Below are 18,067 nucleotides of genomic sequence, written 5' to 3'. Positions count from 1 at the left end.
GGTCAGGGATGCCAGCTATGATGTTTGAGGCCGCTGGGTATCAACTGCTCCCCGTATTGCCGGAAATTGTTCTGGCGGTCGGCGCGATGGTGTTGCTGTTGATAGGGGCATGGTGCGGCCAGCGTGCAACCGGCCTCGTGACCGGTCTTGCGATCTGTTTTCTGATCGGGACCGGCGTGATTGAGTATCTGTTGCCGCACGGCAGGCTGATGACGTTCGGCGGCAGCTTCATCGTCGATGAGTTCGCTCGGTTTCTGAAGATACTTGCCTTGCTCGGCTCTGCGGCGACGCTCGTTCTGTCCCGGGAGTTTCTCGAGGACCAGTCCCGTCGGATGTTCGAGTTCGCAATTCTGGTGATGCTTTCGACGGTCGGCATGATGGTGCTGATTTCGGCGGCCGACCTGATCATGCTGTATCTCGGGCTCGAATTGATGAGCCTTGCGCTCTACGTGGTAGCGGCGAGCAACCGTGACAACGTCAAGTCAACCGAAGCGGGTTTGAAATACTTCGTCCTTGGCGCTCTGGCGTCCGGGATGTTGCTGTATGGCGCTTCGCTAATCTATGGCTTCACGGGAACGGTTAGCTTTGCCGGCATTGCAGCCGCTGCGAAGACGGGTAGCATCGGTGTTGTGTTCGGCATCGTCTTTCTGCTGGCGGGCCTTTGTTTCAAGGTGTCGGTGGTGCCGTTCCACATGTGGACGCCCGATGTTTATGAAGGCGCGCCGACGCCGGTCACGGCATTCTTCGCCTCGGCGCCGAAGATCGCGGCGATGGCTGTGTTTACCCGCGTGGTGCTGACGGCATTCTCCGGGGTCGTCGCCGAGTGGCAACAGATCGTGGTTTTCGTGGCGATCGCGTCCATGGCGCTGGGGTCGTTCGGCGCGATCGGACAACGCAACATCAAACGCCTGATGGCTTATTCGTCGATCGGCCATATGGGTTTTGCGCTGGTCGGCCTTGCTGCCGGCACGGTCGAGGGCGCACAGGGCGTCGTGCTGTATCTGGTCATCTATACCGTGATGACGTTCGGGGCGTTCACTGTCATTCTCGCCATGAGCCGTAACGGTCAGGCCCTGGAACAGATCAGCGATTTCGCGGGACTATCGCGAACCAATCCGCTGCTGGCGTTTTTCTTTGCAATGCTGTTGTTTTCGCTCGCCGGTATTCCGCCGTTGGCTGGATTCTTTGCTAAATTCTATGTCTTCAGCGCGGCCATCAAGGCAGGATTGTTTGCCCTATCCGTGATCGGCGTCATCACCAGTGTCGTCGGCGCGTTCTACTATCTCAATGTGATTAAGATGATGTATTTCGACGAGCAGGCCGAGGCGACAGACGCCGTGCACATCGAATTGCGTTCGGTGGTGGCTGCGACGGCGCTTTTTAACATGCTGTTCTTCGTGTATCCGGGACCCTTGGTCAGCGCAGCCACGGCGGCTGCGAAATCATTGTTCTAATGGCATTCTCGCTCGGTCCACGAGCTGCATCGGCTGGTTACCGACTCGCGGTTTTTGACCGCATCGGCTCGACTAACACCGAAGCGCTGGTGCGCGCGCGAACGGGCGAGACCGGTCCGATCTGGCTGGTAACGGCGGAACAAACCGCGGGACGCGGTCGCCGGCAGCGTAGCTGGATCTCCCCTCGGGGCAATCTGGCCAGCAGCGTACTAGAGGTTATCGATACCTCACCTGCCGTAGCGGCAACCCTGAGCTTTGCGGCAGGGTTGGCGCTCGAAGCTGCGCTTCAAGCAGTCAGCCTTGAAGCGCGCATGCGATCTCCAGTTTCGGAGAAGGTGACGTTTCATTTGAAATGGCCGAATGATGTGTTGGCAGGTGGGAGGAAACTCGCGGGAATCCTGCTGGAGGCCGAGATGGTCGCACATAACCGTCTGGCCGTTGTTGTCGGCATAGGCACCAATGTGATTGCTGCGCCTGAGGGAATGCAGTATCCGGCGGTTGCGTTGAGGGACCTCGGCATCGACATCGGCGCGGAGGATTTATTTCGCGCGCTGACCGAGGCCTGGGCTGAATTTCGCGCGATCTGGGACATGGGTCGTGGCTTTGGCGAGATCAGGCGCCTGTGGCTCGATCGGGCGGCCGGCGTCGGCCAACAGGTCTCGGTCCAGTCCGGCCCGTCAACGGTATCCGGCCTGTTTGATACCATCGACAAAAACGGTTGTTTGATCGTTGCGACCTCCGACGGTAAGCGAGTTGCCGTCTCCGCCGGTGATGTGCATTTCGGCACGGCAGCCTCGGTCGGAGCAACATGATAGCGCGGCCTGATGAGTTGATGTTCGCCCCGCTCGGAGGCGTGGGTGAGATCGGCATGAACCTGTCGATCTACGGGCTCGGCAATCGTCATCAGCGCAGCTGGCTGGCGGTCGATCTCGGTGTATCCTTCGGCGACGAGGAACATTTGCCGGGCATAGATCTCATCATGCCGGACATCCGGTTTCTCGAACAGGAACGAAAGAACCTCGTCGGCTTGGTGCTGACGCACGCCCATGAGGATCACTTCGGCGCAATCATCGATTTGTGGCCGCGTCTGAGATGCCCGATCTACGCGACCAAATTCAGCGCAGCTTTATTCGAGGCCAAATGCGCCGCCGAACGCAATTCGCCCGACATACCTGTGACTGTCGTACCTTCGGGAGGGCGTATCGAGATCGGCCCCTTTGGCGTGGAATTCATTCCGGTGGCGCACTCGATTCCGGAGTCCCATGCCCTTGCGATCCATACGGAAGCTGGAATTGTTGTGCATACCGGCGATTGGAAGATCGATCCGACGCCCATCATCGGCCCGCCGACCGACGAACGGCGCTTTCGCGAACTTGGCGACGAGGGCGTGCTGGCGCTGATCGGCGATTCGACCAACGCGGTGCGGGATGGGCGTTCGCCGTCTGAAATCGAAGTCGCCAAAACCATCGCGGAATTGGTGAAGGCCGCCAAGGGCCGAGTTGCGGTGACAACGTTTGCGTCCAACGTCGGACGGCTGCGCGCGGTGGCCGATGCCGCGCGTGAGGCAGAACGCGAGGTCGTGGTGGTCGGCCGTGCAATGGCGCGCGTGGTGCAAGTCGCGCGCGAGACCGGGCATATGGACGGGGTGCAGGAATTCCGCAGCGCCGAAGTCTATGGCCACCTTCCAGCGGACAAAGTATTGGCGTTGTGCACGGGCAGTCAGGGCGAACCGAGGGCGGCACTTGCCCGCATCGCCCGGGACGATCATCCGGAGGTGACGCTGAACGGTGGCGACACCGTGATCTTTTCCTCACGCACCATTCCCGGCAATGAGAAAGCTGTCGGCGCTATCATCAACGGTCTTGTGGCGCAGGGCATCAAGGTCATTACCGATCGCACCCGACTTGTTCATGTGTCCGGCCATCCACGCTGCGACGAGCTACGGGACATGATTTCCTGGGTTCGCCCACGTCTGCTGATCCCGGTGCACGGCGAGGCTTTGCATCTCTCCGAACATGCGCAGTTGGCGCGTGCTTCAGGCGTGCCGAAAGTTCTGATCTGCAAGAATGGCGATCTGGTCCGGCTTGGGCCAGGAGACCCAGGCATCATCGATGAATTGCCGGCAGGGCGGCTTTACAAGGATGGCTCCATCCTGGAGGATTCAAAGTCGCGCGCGGTCGTCGAGCGGCGGCGCATGGCATTTGCCGGCTGCGTGTTCGTGGCAATTGCTGTCACGGACAAAGGTGAACTGGTTGAGGATCCCGAAGTTGATCTCGTCGGCATACCGGAGAAGAACATGGCCGGCGAGATACTCGACGACATCGTTTTCGACACGGTGGTCTCGACGGTGAAAGAGTTGCCGCGGACTCGGCGGCGCGATCCGGATGCGATGGCCGAGTCAGTGCGCCGCGCGGTGCGGGCAGCAGTCGCGGAAGAGTGGGGCAAGAAGCCGCTCTGCTATATTCACGTTCTGGTGATCTAGTGCAGTGGATTAACGCCGCCCCTTGACGGTGTTTCCCGGACGTGAATGTGGATGTGGTGCAGGTGCGACGAAACTAAATCCAACCATTGCATTGCGAGATGACATGCTGGGTAGGCTCAATCACGTGGCTATCGCCGTCAGAGATGCCGAAAAGGCGGCAAAGATTTACGGCGCCGCCTTCGGCGCGGAAATTTCTGCCGCGCTGCCGTTGCCCGAGCATGGGGTGATCACAGTGTTCGCGGTTCTGCCAAATACGAAGATCGAGTTCATTCAGCCGCTCGGCGAGACGTCTCCGATTGCGAAGTTTGTCGAGCGTAATGCGGATGGCGGTATTCACCATGTCTGCTATGAGGTTCCTGACATCGTCGCGACTCGTGATATTCTCATAGCAGAGGGCGCGCGCGTTCTCGGCGACGGTGAGCCCAAGATTGGTGCGCATGGCAAGCCGGTGCTTTTCTTCCATCCGAAAGACTTTTCCGGCGCGCTTGTCGAGATCGAGCAATCCTGATGGTTTCCGCAATTTTCTCCGGTGTTGCGATCTATTTTGTCTTCTGGTGGATAACGCTGTTTCTGATGCTGCCGTTCGGTGTGCGAAGCCAGCATGAAGACGGCGAGCATGCTCCGGGCACCGATCCCGGAGCCCCTGTGAGGGCGTTGATGCTGCGCAAAGTGATCTGGACCACGATTATTTCACTGACGCTCTATGGTATCGCGGCCTGGGCGTATTATTCAGGCCTGCTGAATGTGGCGCGGTTGTCGCGACTGATGGGTTTTTCGGATTAGCTTTCGCTAAGTACTGTGCGCGCTGTCCCAGCGCGGCGTCGGATACTGGTGCATTCAAGAGAAGGGCCGGGCCGGCGTTAGAATACGAAACCGCAGAGCGTTGTGGTCGTGTGCTTGCTCGAACATCCGTCCGCCAACCTGTAGGATATCGGCTCGACACTCGACTCCGGCCATGGTAGCTCTCAACGCGAACGGCTGAGGGGATCATGCGACGGCGGCTGGGAAGGCTTCTTCCGATCGTCATGTTTGCGATGCTGGTGCAGATTTTCGCACCAATCGCCGCTTGCCGGGCGTTGAGCAACACCACCGGTGATCTGACTGCGGGCGCCATCTGTTCCCACGCCACTGACGGCAGCGTTTCGCAAGACAGTCAGGCGGACCATCAAAAGGCAAGCGGCGCGTGCTGTACATTATGTTGTGTCGGCAGTAGCGCGACCCCAACTGCTGACCCGCAAGCCTCCATTGTCGAGGTCGAACGAAATGCCAACGCGGTCCGCTGGCGCGATCTGACCTTCGTCCTGCCGCCATCGGCGGTCGGCTCCAACGCGCAAGCGCGTGGTCCTCCCGTTATTTCCTGATCGGTGAATTTTGAACGATTGCTGCGATCTTGCAGCGATCCGAATCCGTTCGAACGCTCCGGGCGAATGTCCGGTATCAGGTAAATTATCATGTTCAATTGCCTTGCCTCCGTCGGAGGCAGCGGGCTTCGCCGTGTGCTCGCGACGTCCGTTGCGATCATGTTGCCTTCCGCGGCTTTCGCGCAATCCGGAGTAACGCTGCCGGCGGTAACAGTCATGGCGGCCCAGCCCGACAAACCTCAGTTGAAGCGCGCCATGCGAAGCACGTCGCGGTCAAATCAAGCCATTCGTCATGCACAGGCCCCGTCGCAGGCCGCTGCTCCAGCAGCCGTCCCCGGATCGTTGACGGTCCTCACCGCGCAGCAGGCGCTGCGGGAAATCCAACAGACGCCCGGCGGCGTCGCGCTGGTGATAGCCGATGCCTACAAGAACTCGACCGTCGCCAACACCATCAAGGACGTGCTGGAATACGTGCCCGGCGTGTTCGTCCAGCCGAAATGGGGCGACGACACCCGGCTGTCGATCCGAGGTTCGGGCTTGTCGCGTAACTTCCATCTACGTGGCGTGCAGCTCTATATGGATGGAATCCCGATCAACACGTCCGACGGCTATGGCGATTTCCAGGAAATCGATCCGACCGCCTATAAGTATGTTGAAGTCTTCAAGGGTGGCAATGCGCTGCGCTTCGGCGCCAATTCCCTCGGCGGCGCCATTAACTTTGTGACGCCGTCCGGCCGCGACCCGTTCATCAACGGCGTCAGCGTCGATGCCGGCGCTTTCGGCTTCCGGCGGATGCAGGCCAAAGCCGGAGGCAACAACGGTCCGTGGGATGGCTTTATCACGGCTGCGACGCAGAGCAGCGATGGCTTTCGCGATCACAGCTTCGGCCAGGCGACGCGCCTCAGCGGCAACGTCGGCTATCAATTCTCGCCGGATTTCGAGACGCGGTTTTATCTCAACGCCAACAGTGTGCGGCAACGCATCCCCGGCAGCGTCAGCAAGTTTTCGGCGCTGACGTCACCTGAGACCGCCGCTGTGAACAACCTTACAGGCGACTGGCAGCGAAATATCGATTCCGTGCGTATAGGTAACAAGACCACGATGCGGTTCGACAATACGACGGTGGAGTTCGGTGCATTCGGGATCGATCGCCACCTGATGCACCCGATCTTCCAATGGCTTGATTATCACTATCAGGACTATGGGGCGTTCGTGCGAGCGGTCGATGACCGCGTGATCGGTGGTTTCCGCAACCGGCTGGTGGCGGGCGTCAACGTGATCAATGGCCGGATCGACAATCAACAGTTCGCCAATCTCGCCGGCCAGAAGGGAGCGCTGCTGTGGTCGTCGATCGACCGCTCGAAGAACACTTCGGTCTATGCCGAGGATTCGTTCTATTTCCTGCCGAACGTCGCCGCGGTAGCGGGCACGCAGTTTCTTTACGCGACGCGCGACAGGCAAGACCGCCTCCTGAGCAACGGCGATCAATCGGGCCGGACGGAGTTCAGCCTGTGGAGCCCGAAGGGCGGGTTATTATGGCAGATCGATCCGACCTGGCAGGCTTTTGCCAACATCTCGCGCAGCGCGGAAGTGCCGAGCTACGGCGAGAGTGCGATCGGTCCCGGGATTCCGACCATTCCTTTTACCAGCATTCGGCCGCAGCGCGCGACGACGTACGAGATAGGCACGCGCGCGGGGCGGCCTGACGCCACTTGGGAGCTGACGTACTACCGAGCGCAGATCCACAACGAACTGCTTTGTCTATTCAGCGCGTTCGGTAACTGCAACGTCACCAACGCTGATCGCACGATGCATCAGGGCATAGAGGCCGGCGCAGGCGCGGCGATCTTCCGCAATCTTTTCGTGCGCGGCGATCGGCCGGACCGGCTCTGGCTCAACATTGCCTATACCTTCAGCGATTTCCGTTTCAGCAATGATCCGGTATTCGGCAATAATCTGCTGCCTGGAGCGCCGCGCCACTTCGTCCGAGGCGAACTGCTCTACAAGCATCCGAACGGGTTCTACATCGGTCCGAATATCGAATGGGTGCCGCAAGGCTATTATGTGGACAGCGCGAACACGCTGAGCACGGACGGCTATGCGATTTATGGACTGAAAACCGGTTTTGACGATGGCGGCAGGTATTCTGGCTACGTCGAGGCCCGCAACATCGGCAACAAGGCCTACATCGCTTCCAGTTCGATCATCGATCGTGCCAACGCCAACTCACCGTTGTTTGAACCTGGATTCGGGCGTGCGGTCTATGCTGGTTTCAAGGTGCGATGGTGAGCGCCTATACGCGCTCATCGGCATTTTTCGACCAGTGCTTATAACCGAACGATCCTTTGTGACAGACCCAAAAGGAGAACGTGATGAAATCATGTTTGGCGCTTCGCGACATGATCGGCGCCGTGGCGATTGCTGCGCTTGGCTTGGTGATGCCGGTCCACGCTGAATCCGCCAGCGTCGGCGATCTGGTGATTTCTCAGCCCTGGACTCGTGCCACGGCGGGCGGCGCCAAGGTCGGTACCGGATATCTCACCATCGAGAACAAAGGTGCGGTTGCCGATAAACTTGTCGGCGGTTCGACCGATGCAGCCGGCAAGCTCGAAGTTCATCAAATGAGCATGAGCAACGGCGTGATGAAAATGCATCAGGTCGAGGGTGGCCTCACCGTCGAGCCGGGCAAGACGGTCAAGTTGGAGCCCGGCGGCTATCACCTGATGTTGGTCGATCTTAAGCATCCCTTCAAAAAGGGAGAAACGGTGCCGGTGACGCTCGAATTCGAAAAGGCCGGCAACGTCGCGGTCACGCTCGATGTGGAAGGCATCGGTGCGCGAGCGCCGGGCGTGCCGGCCGGTGGAGCGATGATGAAAAAGATGCCGGATCATTCACAGGATGGAGGCGAGAAGTGACGCGCGCGTTAGGATCGTGGATCGGCTCGGCCATTGCGGCGGCTGCCGCAATGATTTCGTGTAACGCAGCGCTGGCGCATGTCACAGTCCAGCCGGCGGATGCACCCGCGGACAGCTATGCGCATCTCACCTTTACCGTGCCGCACGGCTGCAACGGCAGCGCGACCACGGCGCTGCGGATCAAGTTGCCGGACGGCATTCTGTCGGCGAAACCGCAGATGAAGCCGGGCTGGAATGTCGAAATCAAGAGCAGAAAGCTCGATACACCGGCACAAGGGCCGCACGGAAAAACCGTCACGGATGTCGTGGAGGAGGTCACCTGGCGTGGTGGTCCGTTGCCGGACAACCTTTATGACACGTTCGGTCTGGTCGTCCGACTTCCGGATAAAACGGGGCAGAGCCTTTATTTCCCCGCTGTGCAGGAGTGCGAACAGGGGGACCAGCGCTGGATCGAAATCCCGCAGGTGGGGCGGACCTCCGAGAAACTACGCACGCCCGCGCCGGTAATCCGGCTGAAAGCCGCGCCCTGAGACCCGCGGTCGGCAAGACGTTTTGCGCGGGCAGTGTGGTGCTGGTTTTTGGTGACAGTACTGTCGTAGGCTGTGGACCGGGCCGACGATAGCCTGATCGTCAGTGATCCAGCGAGCGACGCTTCGTCGGTGCGCCTGCGACTCAGATGCGGGAAATTCCGTCGCTTTTGCGCGGCTTGTCGTCTTGCAGACCTTGTATTTTGCTGGCCGATCCGGTTTCACTGCCAGTGTCCGTGTCCCCAAGCGATTCCAGGCCTGCCCATGCGATTGTCGCGGTTCTTTTTGCCGATTCTGAAGGAGACCCCGAAGGAAGCCGAGATAGTCTCGCACCGGCTGATGCTGCGGGCAGGCATGATACGCCAGGAGGCGGCCGGCATCTATGCCTGGCTGCCGCTGGGTCTTCGGGTGCTCAAGAAGATCGAGGCGATCGTGCGCGAGGAGCAGAACCGCGCCGGCGCGATCGAGCTATTGATGCCGACGCTGCAACTCGCGGATCTCTGGCGCGAGAGCGGGCGTTACGATGCCTATGGGCCGGAGATGTTGCGGATTCAGGATCGCCACAAGCGCGAGCTGCTGTTTGGTCCGACCAACGAGGAAATGATCACCGAGATCTTCCGCGGCTATATCCGTTCCTATAAAAGCCTGCCGCTCAACCTCTACCATATCCAGTGGAAGTTCCGTGACGAGCAGCGCCCCCGTTTTGGCGTCATGCGCGGCCGCGAATTCCTCATGAAGGATGCCTATTCCTTCGATATCGATGAAGCTGGCGCGCGGCGATCCTACAACAGGATGTTCGTCGCTTACTTGCGCACATTCGCGCGCATGGGATTGAAGGCGATTCCGATGCGGGCGGAGACCGGCCCGATCGGGGGCGATCTCAGTCATGAATTCATCGTTCTCGCCGAGACCGGAGAATCCGGCGTCTATATCGACAAGGATGTTCTCGATCTTCCGGTTCCTGACATGGATGTGGATTACGATGGCGATCTGACGCCGATCGTCAAGCAATGGACCACAGCCTATGCCGCGACAGAGGACGTTCATGATGGGGCGCGCTATGAGCGCGAGGTTCCGGAAGAGAGACGCGTTCATACCCGCGGCATTGAGGTCGGCCAGATCTTCTATTTCGGCACCAAGTATTCCGAGTCGATGAAGGCGCTGGTGGCCGGCCCCGACGGCGTCGAGCAGCCGATCCATGGCGGCTCCTACGGAGTGGGGGTCTCCCGTCTCGTCGGCGCGATCATCGAGGCCAGTCACGATGAGGCCGGCATCAAGTGGCCGGACGCCGTGGCGCCGTTCACGGTGGCGATCCTGAATCTGAAACAAGGCGCCAGTGATACTGATGCGGCCTGCGAACGGCTCTATCGCGAACTCTCCGCCAAGGGAGTTGACGTGCTTTACGACGACACCGACCAGCGGGCAGGCGCGAAGTTCGCAACCGCCGACTTGATAGGCATTCCCTGGCAGGTGATGGTGGGCCCGAAGGGGCTCGCCGAAGGCAAGGTCGAAATCAAGCGCCGCAGGGATGGGTTACGTGAAAGTGTCGCGCTGGAGGATGCGGCTGCGCGGTTGATGACGTAGCGATTATCCACCGCGCGCGGCATTCAATGCCATTCCGGCCACAATTGGCCGCGAATCATGGGATTATCGAACGATGGATGAGACCATGAACGAACCGCTTCGGACCAAGCCGTTTGCCGCCTTTGAATGGATGCTGTCCGGGCGCTACCTGCGAGCGCGGCGGAGGGAAGGGTTCATCTCCGTCATTGCCGGCTTCTCGTTCCTCGGCATCATGCTCGGCGTGGCCACGCTGATTATCGTGATGGCCGTCATGAATGGCTTTCGCACGGAACTCCTCAGCAAGATCCTTGGCCTGAACGGGCACCTTTTGGTTCAGCCGCTGGAGTCGCCACTCACCGACTGGAAGGACGTTGCGGACCGTGTCAGTCAAGTGCAGGGGATACGGCTTGCCGCGCCTGTCGTCGATGGTCAGGCGCTCGCGTCTTCGCCGTATAATGCCGCCGGTGTTTTCGTCCGGGGCATCCGGGCTAATGACCTCAACAATCTCACCTCCATCGCCCAGAATATCAAACAGGGAACACTCGATGGGTTCGACGAGGGACAAGGCGTGGCCATCGGCCGGCGTCTTGCCGATCAGCTTTCGCTGCACGCAGGCGACAGCGTGACGCTGGTCGCACCGCGCGGGGCCGTAACTCCGATGGGCACGACTCCGCGCATCAAGCCCTACAAGATCGCGGCGGTGTTCGAGATCGGGATGTCCGAATACGATTCCACGTTCGTGTTCATGCCGCTGGCGGAAGCGCAGGCTTATTTCAATCGCGCCAACGATGTCACCGCGATCGAAGTCTATACGGATAATCCGGACAAGATTGATGACTTCCGCAAATCGGTAACGGAATCCGCGGGCCGGCCGGTGTTCCTGGTCGACTGGCGGCAGCGGAATTCGACGTTTTTCAATGCGCTCCAGGTCGAACGCAATGTGATGTTTTTGATCCTGACGCTGATTGTCCTGGTCGCGGCGCTGAATATCGTTTCAGGGCTGATCATGCTGGTTAAGGACAAGGGGAGCGATATCGCCATTTTGCGCACCATGGGGGCTTCTCAGGGAGCGATCATGCGCATCTTCCTGATCACGGGGGCGGCAATCGGCGTCGTCGGCACACTTACCGGCTTTGTCGTGGGGCTCGTGATCTGTCTCAATATCGAGTCGATCCGCGAATTTCTCTCATGGCTTACCAGCACGGAGCTATTCTCACCTGAGCTTTACTTCCTGTCCAAACTGCCGGCCGAAATCGATGTTCGGGAGACCAGCGCCGTTGTGATCATGGCGCTGACGCTGTCGTTTCTCGCGACTCTTTATCCGTCATGGCGCGCGGCGCGGCTCGATCCCGTCGATGCCCTGCGGTACGAGTGAGCCCGACATGGAGCAAGAGACGAAGGAAGTACCGGTTGTTTATCTTCACGATATCAGGCGTCAATATACGCAGGGTGAAACGAGACTGACCATTCTGGACAGCACGAAGCTTGCCTTGTGGGCGGGCCAGTCCGTCGCGCTGGTGGCTCCGTCGGGATCGGGCAAATCAACCCTGCTGCATATTGCCGGGCTGCTCGAAAGCCCGGATGCAGGGGAGGTCTATATCGGAGGAACCGCGACGTCCGGGCTCTCGGACGTGGAGCGTACGCAGATAAGGCGCACCGATATCGGGTTCGTCTATCAGTCGCACCGTCTTCTTCCGGAATTCACCGCGCTTGAAAACGTTATGCTGCCGCAGATGATCCGGGGTCTCAAACGCGCAGAGACGGTCAAGCGCGCACACGAAATTCTCGCCTATCTCGGGCTCGAGGACCGCGTCACCCATCGTCCGGCGGAGTTATCCGGCGGAGAACAGCAGCGGGTTGCGATCGCACGAGCCGTTGCCAACGCACCGCGGGTGCTATTTGCGGATGAACCGACCGGCAACCTCGATCCCCAAACAGCGGATCACGTATTCAATGCGCTGATGCAGCTCGTGAAAGCGACGCAGGTGGCAATGCTGATCGCGACGCACAACTTGGAACTCGCAGATCGGATGGACCGGCGGGTATCGCTTGAGAACGGTCACGTGGTCGAACTCGACTGAGGCGATTTGACCAGACGGCGCCGACTTTCGTCTTGATTATTGGTAGTGGTGTCGTCGTCGTGGCCGCCTCCGATCATCCGGCGTGCTGGCGAAATAGGGGTTCTCCATGCATTGGGCGTACAAGCCCCTTGTTGACGCTCTACATTGCTCCATGGTTTCAAAGCGGCAGTCACTCATCGTGACCGGTGAGTAAAGCATCTGGCAGACCGGATAACGGGGGTCCCAGTTCTGGGCGTTAGCTGTGGCGCACGAGAAAATCAGAGCTAGAGCGATGAAAGTTCCGCGCATCAAATGAGTCCTGAATGAATGAACTGATAAGCACTTTCGCTTTTTGGCCGCGTATCAAGTTATCAAGTGGCATAGCTTGCAGGTGGGCGTGTGACTGCCCCGTATATTGATATATATCCTCGCCTGAAGTAGTTCCATCTCGCTAAACGCAAAACTTCAAAAGTTCGGTGTCAGGCTAACCAATCCTCGAACGTTCGAGGTCCTGTGACAAGCATTGAGATGGCCCGCGGCATGACCGGCTCACACTATCTTGATCTCGCTCGTGAGAAGCTGATTGTCGCTCTCGATTACTGGAATATCGAGGATGCAAGGAAGCTCGTTCGGGACCTGGGCGACGAAGTCTCTTTTTTCAAGGTCGGTTTAGGACTGCAACTCGTCGGCGGAAACGAATTTGCCAAGGAACTCATTGCGGAGGGCAAACGGGTTTTCCTGGATTACAAGTATTACGACATCGCAGAGACCGTTCAGCGCGCGGTCGCCCAGGCAGCCGAGTTGAAGATCACCTTCCTGACCGTGCATGGCGTTGCGAGCATCATGAAAGCAGCCGTCGCCGGTCGCGGCAATTCCGACATGAAGGTGCTCGGCGTCACTGTGCTCACAAGCATGGATGCCGATGATATCAAGGAAATGGGATTCGAATGCAGCGTCGAAGACCTGGTCGTTGCACGCGCGAAGAGGGCGCTTGAGGTTGGAGTCGATGGCGTCATCGCGTCGGCCTTAGAGGTCGCCGAGCTTCGCAAGCAGACCAGCAACAAGCTGATGATTGTGTCGCCTGGTATCCGCCCGAGCGGCGGCGCCAGGCATGATCAGAAGCGGGTGGCCACCCCGTTTGAAGCCATGCGTGCGGGGGCGGATTATCTGGTGTTGGGCAGGCCGATCTACGCCGCGGATAATCCAAAAGCCGCCGCGCAAGCGATCATTCAGGAAATGGCGGATGCGTTGCGCCCGGATTAAGGCTTATCTCACGAAAGGCTGAAGCGTTTTCGAGCGAAGTGGAATCCGGTTCGCGTGAAGAAAACGCGTCAAATGAAAGACTCTTCGGAATCCCGACCCGGCTTTTCCAGTTCGGCGGTAACCACGCGAGATACGGCAGGTCATTTTTTCTCAGCTAAGCCGTGCCTGAACCTTTAGTAGTTTTTCGCTTCGCAGCGAACGAAACGACTTGCGAAGTGGAGCAAGGAGCGCTATCCGCCCCTTATGGCTCAAAAACTCAAACCTGGCGTGCGAAGCCGCGACGGCGGTGAATATACCTGTTCTGGTTGCGGCGCCGTCTACGCAGTGACGGTCTATACCAGTCCGTTTAAGGACACGGGGCATGCGGATTGTGACGTCTGTAGCCTCCCCATCAAAAGCTGGAACCACGCAACGGCGTGGTGGTCGTACAAATTGACCAAGCGGCCACGCAAGTGATGGTGGTCGGCAAAACCACGCGCCATTAACCAAGGGATTTTTTCAAAGGTCGGCCTTACTTGACTTTTAGAACATAAAGAGAACAGTGTTCCTCCTATGTTCTAGTCAGAGGAGGGCCTAACCATGTTGAGAATGTTTGTGGAGGAGGCGTCGGCGCTGGCGTCGATCGTGCTGTTCGTCGGAATGGTTGCCGTCTGGGCGCAGCTTATTCCTCAACTTTCGTGAACGAGGTCCGGCGGACTGGGGAAAGTGAGAACAGCTGTGTCGGTGTGGGGGTTTGGAATGGACTCACTAGGTGCAAGCCCTCACCATTCATTCGCTGCGGGTCGGCCTGTGCCGATTCGCCCCGATGATTGCTCAAAGCCATGATCCAGAAAACCGTCGCGGCTAACGCAGGTTTCGTTCACCTGCATGTCCATTCGGCCTATTCGTTGTTGAAGGGCTCGATCAAGATCCAGAAGCTGGCGGAGCTCGCCAAGGCGGATCGCCAACCGGCATTGGCGCTCACTGATACCGACAATATGTTCGGTGCGTTGGAGTTCTCCGACAAAGTCGCGGGCCAGGGCATTCAGCCGATCATCGGCTGTGAACTGGCAGTTGATTTCGGAGATCAGGACGCTAATGCCCGGAATGCGCTTCCGTTTGCCCGAATCGTCCTGCTGGCAACGCGCGAGGCCGGTTATCGTAACTTGATGAGACTGAACTCCCGGGCGTTCCTCGAAACGCCGGTGCATTACAGGCCGCACATCAGTTGGGAGTGGCTTCGGGATGAGAACGAAGGTTTGATCGCCTTGACCGGCGGGCCGGAGGGCCCTGTGGCGTTGGCGTTCAACGCCGATCATTCAACGCTTGCGATGGCCCGCTGCGATCAACTCGCCAGGATTTTCGGCGACCGGCTCTACGTGGAATTGCAGCGTCATGGCCTGGACAAGGAACGGCGAGTCGAAGGTGCGTTGATCGACCTCGCTTATGCGAAGGGCCTTCCGCTGGTTGCAACCAACGAGCCGTATTTTGCCACCTCCGATGATTATGAAGCCCATGACGCCTTGCTGTGTATCGCCGGCGGCCGCCTGGTTGCGGAGACCGAACGCGAGCAATTGACTTCCGATCATCGCTTCAAAACCCGCGGGGAAATGGCTGTCCTGTTTGCCGACATCCCCGAAGCGTTGTCGTCCACGGTTGAAATCGCAGAACGTTGCGCGTTCCGGCCCATGACACGCAAGCCGATCCTTCCGAACTTTACGGTGGCTTCCGACGCCGCCGCGGCAGAAGGCAAAAACGATGAAGCCGCTGAATTGCGGCGGCAGGCGGAAGAGGGGCTTGCGAAACGTCTGGCGGTGCACGGCGTCTCGACTGGAATGGCGGAGAACGACTACGACGTGCGCCTTGGTTTTGAACTCGACGTCATCACTCGCATGAATTATGCGGGCTACTTCCTGATCGTTGCGGACTTCATCAAGTACGCCAAGTCCGAGGGAATCCCGGTCGGGCCCGGACGCGGTTCCGGCGCCGGCTCATTGGTGGCCTATGCGCTTACTATCACTGATCTCGATCCGATCCGGTTCGGCCTGCTCTTCGAGCGTTTCCTCAATCCCGAACGCGTATCGATGCCGGACTTTGACATCGATTTCTGCCAGGAACGGCGCGGAGAGGTCATCGACTACGTGCAAAAGCGCTACGGTCGCGATCAGGTCGCGCAAATTATCACCTTTGGCACGCTACAGGCGCGCGGCGTGCTGCGCGACGTCGGTCGCGTCCTGCAGATGCCTTACGGTCAGGTGGATAAGCTCACCAAGCTGGTGCCGCAAAATCCCGCAGCGCCGGTCTCGTTGAAGCAGGCGATCGAAGGGGAGCCGAAGCTTCAAGCGTTTCGCGATGAGGATCCCGTGGTGGCGCGCGCGTTCGATATCGCCCAGCGCCTCGAGGGGCTGACACGCCACGCCTCGACCCATGCGGCGGGCATCGTGATCGGCGACCGCCCGTTGAGCGAACTCGTGCCGCTGTATCGCGATCCAAAGTCTGACATGCCGGTGACTCAGTTCAATATGAAGTGGGTGGAGCCGGCAGGCCTCGTGAAGTTCGACTTTCTCGGCCTGAAGACGCTGACTGTTCTGGACGTTGCGGTGAAGTTGCTAAAGCAACGCAATATCCACGTCGATCGCGCCACACTGCCACTCGATGATGCACCCAGCTACCAGATGCTGGCGCAAGGCGACGTGGTCGGCGTGTTTCAGGTTGAAAGCCAGGGTATGCGGCGAGCGCTGGTGGACATGCGCCCGGACCGTTTCGAGGACATCATCGCGCTGGTCGCGCTGTATCGGCCGGGGCCTATGGCGAATATTCCGACCTATTGCGCGCGCAAGCACGGCGAGGAAGAGGCGGAATTTCTTCATCCAATGCTCGAGCCGATCCTGAAGGAAACCTTCGGCGTCATCATCTATCAGGAACAGGTGATGCAGATCGCCCAAGTTATGGCCGGTTACTCGCTCGGAGACGCCGACCTGCTGCGGCGGGCGATGGGCAAGAAAATCCGTGCGGAAATGGAAAAGCAACGCGCGATCTTCGTTGCCGGCTCCGTAAAAAGCGGCGTTCCCAAAGGCCAAGCGGAAACGATCTTTGAGCTGCTGGCGAAATTCGCTGATTACGGATTTAACAAAAGCCATGCGGCGGCCTATGCGCTCGTCTCCTATCAGACGGCGTATATGAAAGCGCATTTCCCCGTCGAGTTTCTGGCGGCGTCAATGACGCTCGATATGAGCAACACCGACAAGCTTTCGGAATTTCGCGCGGAAGCCCACCGCCTGGGCATCAAGGTCGAAGCGCCGTCGATCAACCGTTCTGGCGCGACCTTCGAGGTGAACGAAGGCGTCATCTGTTATGCGCTGGCCGCGCTGAAAGGGGTTGGCGCGCACGCGGTCGAGTTGATCGTCGAAGCCCGCAAGAACGGCTTTTTCACCTCGCTGGCCGATTTCGCCGCCAGGGTGCCGCCACGCGCTATCAACAAGCGCGTGATCGAAAGCCTCGCAGCCGCCGGAGCGTTCGATGCGCTCGAGCCCAACCGCGCCCGCGTGTTCGCCGGCGCCGAGGCGATCCTTGCCGCGTGCCAGCGCAGTCACGAGGCAACGATGCTCGGCCAGAACGATATGTTCGGCGGCATGGCGGACGCGCCCGACATCATGCTGCCTCGGGCGGAGCCTTGGCTGCCTGCTGATCGGCTGAGACGCGAATACGAGGCGGTTGGATTTTTTCTCTCGGGACATCCGCTCGACGACTATGCGACAGCGCTAAAGCGGTTGCGCGTCCAGTCCTGGGTCGAATTTTCCCGCGCGGTGAAGGCTGGGGCGACCGCCGGCAAGGTGGCTGCGACGGTGCTTTCGCGGACGGAGCGGCGAACCAAGACCGGTAATAAGATGGGCATCATCGGCCTGTCCGATCCGACCGGCCATTTCGAGGCGGTGCTGTTCTCAGAAGGTCTGGCGCTATTTCGGGACGTACTTGAGCCGGGAGCAGCGGTGCTGTTGCAACTCGACGCGGAGTTGCAGGGGGAGGATGTGCGGGCGCGGGTGTCCCGTGCCGAGCCGCTCGACGATGCCGCGGCCAAGACACAGAAGGGTCTGCGGATTTTCCTGCGCGATTCCAAGCCGCTCGAGTCGATCGAAAAACGTCTCCTGGCAAACGAAAGCGGTGACCCGGCCGGGGTCGCCGGAGTTTCAGCGTCAAGGCAAGCCGGCGACGGTGACGTCTCGCTGGTGATGTTGCTGGACCTTGAAACGGAGGTGGAGATCAAGCTTCCGGGCCGCTTTCGGGTTTCGCCTCAGATCGCCGGCGCGATCAAGGCGGTGTCGGGGGTCGTGGACGTTCAGGCCGTCTGACCGGCCCGGGCCGCGCAGCCGGCGGGGTCGGATTGCCTTGCGTATAGCGGGTACCCTCGCTATACAGGCCGCATCTCACACGGAAACATGGCCTAAAAAGCCGTCCGGTGGCTG

15 protein-coding genes are annotated in these 18,067 nt (G+C 59.5%); 14 read left to right on the top strand and 1 reads right to left on the bottom strand.

Features of this window, described 5'->3' with window-relative positions; translation table 11 throughout:
- The first annotated feature begins 17 nt into the window (after positions 1–17).
- The 12 genes from nuoN (at position 18) to ACM561_RS09875 (ending at position 12,383) form a co-directional block, all read left to right on the top strand.
- Complete coding sequence (nuoN, locus tag ACM561_RS09930; protein ID WP_425904788.1) at positions 18–1,454, top strand: NADH-quinone oxidoreductase subunit NuoN; 1,437 nt, start codon at positions 18–20, stop codon at positions 1,452–1,454.
- Complete coding sequence (locus ACM561_RS09925) at positions 1,454–2,266, top strand: biotin--[acetyl-CoA-carboxylase] ligase (RefSeq protein ID WP_425904786.1); 813 nt, start codon at positions 1,454–1,456, stop codon at positions 2,264–2,266. The genes nuoN and ACM561_RS09925 overlap by 1 nt, the downstream gene beginning before the upstream one ends.
- Entirely contained in the window at positions 2,266–3,936 is a 1,671-nt protein-coding gene (locus tag ACM561_RS09920) for a ribonuclease J (RefSeq protein ID WP_425909704.1), read from the top strand. Before ACM561_RS09925 ends, ACM561_RS09920 begins: the two co-directional genes overlap by 1 nt.
- A gap of 103 nt (positions 3,937–4,039) precedes the next feature.
- Positions 4,040–4,444 carry a methylmalonyl-CoA epimerase gene (gene mce, locus ACM561_RS09915; RefSeq protein ID WP_425904785.1) on the top strand — a complete coding sequence of 135 codons (405 nt, stop codon included), beginning with the start codon at positions 4,040–4,042 and terminating at the stop codon, positions 4,442–4,444.
- Positions 4,444–4,719, top strand: a complete 276-nt coding sequence (locus ACM561_RS09910) for a DUF1467 family protein (RefSeq protein ID WP_425904783.1) — start codon at positions 4,444–4,446, stop codon at positions 4,717–4,719. Before mce ends, ACM561_RS09910 begins: the two co-directional genes overlap by 1 nt.
- 206 nt (positions 4,720–4,925) lie before the next feature.
- Positions 4,926–5,297, top strand: a complete 372-nt coding sequence (locus ACM561_RS09905; RefSeq protein WP_425904781.1) for a DUF2946 domain-containing protein — start codon at positions 4,926–4,928, stop codon at positions 5,295–5,297.
- 90 nt (positions 5,298–5,387) lie between these two features.
- Positions 5,388–7,586 carry a TonB-dependent receptor family protein gene (locus ACM561_RS09900; RefSeq protein WP_425904780.1) on the top strand — a complete coding sequence of 733 codons (2,199 nt, stop codon included), beginning with the start codon at positions 5,388–5,390 and terminating at the stop codon, positions 7,584–7,586.
- Positions 7,587–7,669: 83 nt separating this feature from the next.
- Positions 7,670–8,212, top strand: coding sequence for a copper chaperone PCu(A)C (locus ACM561_RS09895; RefSeq protein ID WP_425904778.1), 543 nt, complete (start codon positions 7,670–7,672; stop codon positions 8,210–8,212).
- Positions 8,209–8,742 carry a YcnI family protein gene (locus ACM561_RS09890; RefSeq protein WP_425904777.1) on the top strand — a complete coding sequence of 178 codons (534 nt, stop codon included), beginning with the start codon at positions 8,209–8,211 and terminating at the stop codon, positions 8,740–8,742. The genes ACM561_RS09895 and ACM561_RS09890 overlap by 4 nt, the downstream gene beginning before the upstream one ends.
- A gap of 261 nt (positions 8,743–9,003) precedes the next feature.
- Positions 9,004–10,323 carry a proline--tRNA ligase gene (proS, locus tag ACM561_RS09885; RefSeq protein ID WP_425904775.1) on the top strand — a complete coding sequence of 440 codons (1,320 nt, stop codon included), beginning with the start codon at positions 9,004–9,006 and terminating at the stop codon, positions 10,321–10,323.
- Between the two features lie 73 nt (positions 10,324–10,396).
- Entirely contained in the window at positions 10,397–11,677 is a 1,281-nt protein-coding gene (locus tag ACM561_RS09880) for a lipoprotein-releasing ABC transporter permease subunit (protein ID WP_425904774.1), read from the top strand.
- 7 nt (positions 11,678–11,684) lie between these two features.
- Positions 11,685–12,383, top strand: coding sequence for an ABC transporter ATP-binding protein (locus ACM561_RS09875; RefSeq protein ID WP_425904773.1), 699 nt, complete (start codon positions 11,685–11,687; stop codon positions 12,381–12,383).
- A 36-nt stretch (positions 12,384–12,419) separates the two neighbouring features.
- On the opposite strand, the gene ACM561_RS09870 is transcribed toward ACM561_RS09875, so the two are convergent.
- Entirely contained in the window at positions 12,420–12,671 is a 252-nt protein-coding gene (locus tag ACM561_RS09870; RefSeq protein WP_425904771.1) for a DUF3551 domain-containing protein, read from the bottom strand.
- A 231-nt stretch (positions 12,672–12,902) separates the two neighbouring features.
- Here ACM561_RS09870 and pyrF point away from each other — a divergent pair, with 231 nt between their 5' ends.
- Together pyrF and dnaE are read left to right on the top strand one after the other, a co-directional pair.
- Positions 12,903–13,625, top strand: a complete 723-nt coding sequence (gene pyrF, locus ACM561_RS09865) for an orotidine-5'-phosphate decarboxylase (RefSeq protein ID WP_425909702.1) — start codon at positions 12,903–12,905, stop codon at positions 13,623–13,625.
- 821 nt (positions 13,626–14,446) lie between these two features.
- Positions 14,447–17,953 carry a DNA polymerase III subunit alpha gene (gene dnaE, locus ACM561_RS09860; protein WP_425904770.1) on the top strand — a complete coding sequence of 1,169 codons (3,507 nt, stop codon included), beginning with the start codon at positions 14,447–14,449 and terminating at the stop codon, positions 17,951–17,953.
- Positions 17,954–18,067 lie beyond the last annotated feature (114 nt).

The sequence above is a fragment of the Nitrobacter sp. TKz-YC02 genome (assembly GCF_049852135.1).
GTDB classification, from domain to species: domain Bacteria; phylum Pseudomonadota; class Alphaproteobacteria; order Rhizobiales; family Xanthobacteraceae; genus Nitrobacter; species Nitrobacter vulgaris.
This window is presented reverse-complemented; position numbering and strand designations above follow the sequence as displayed.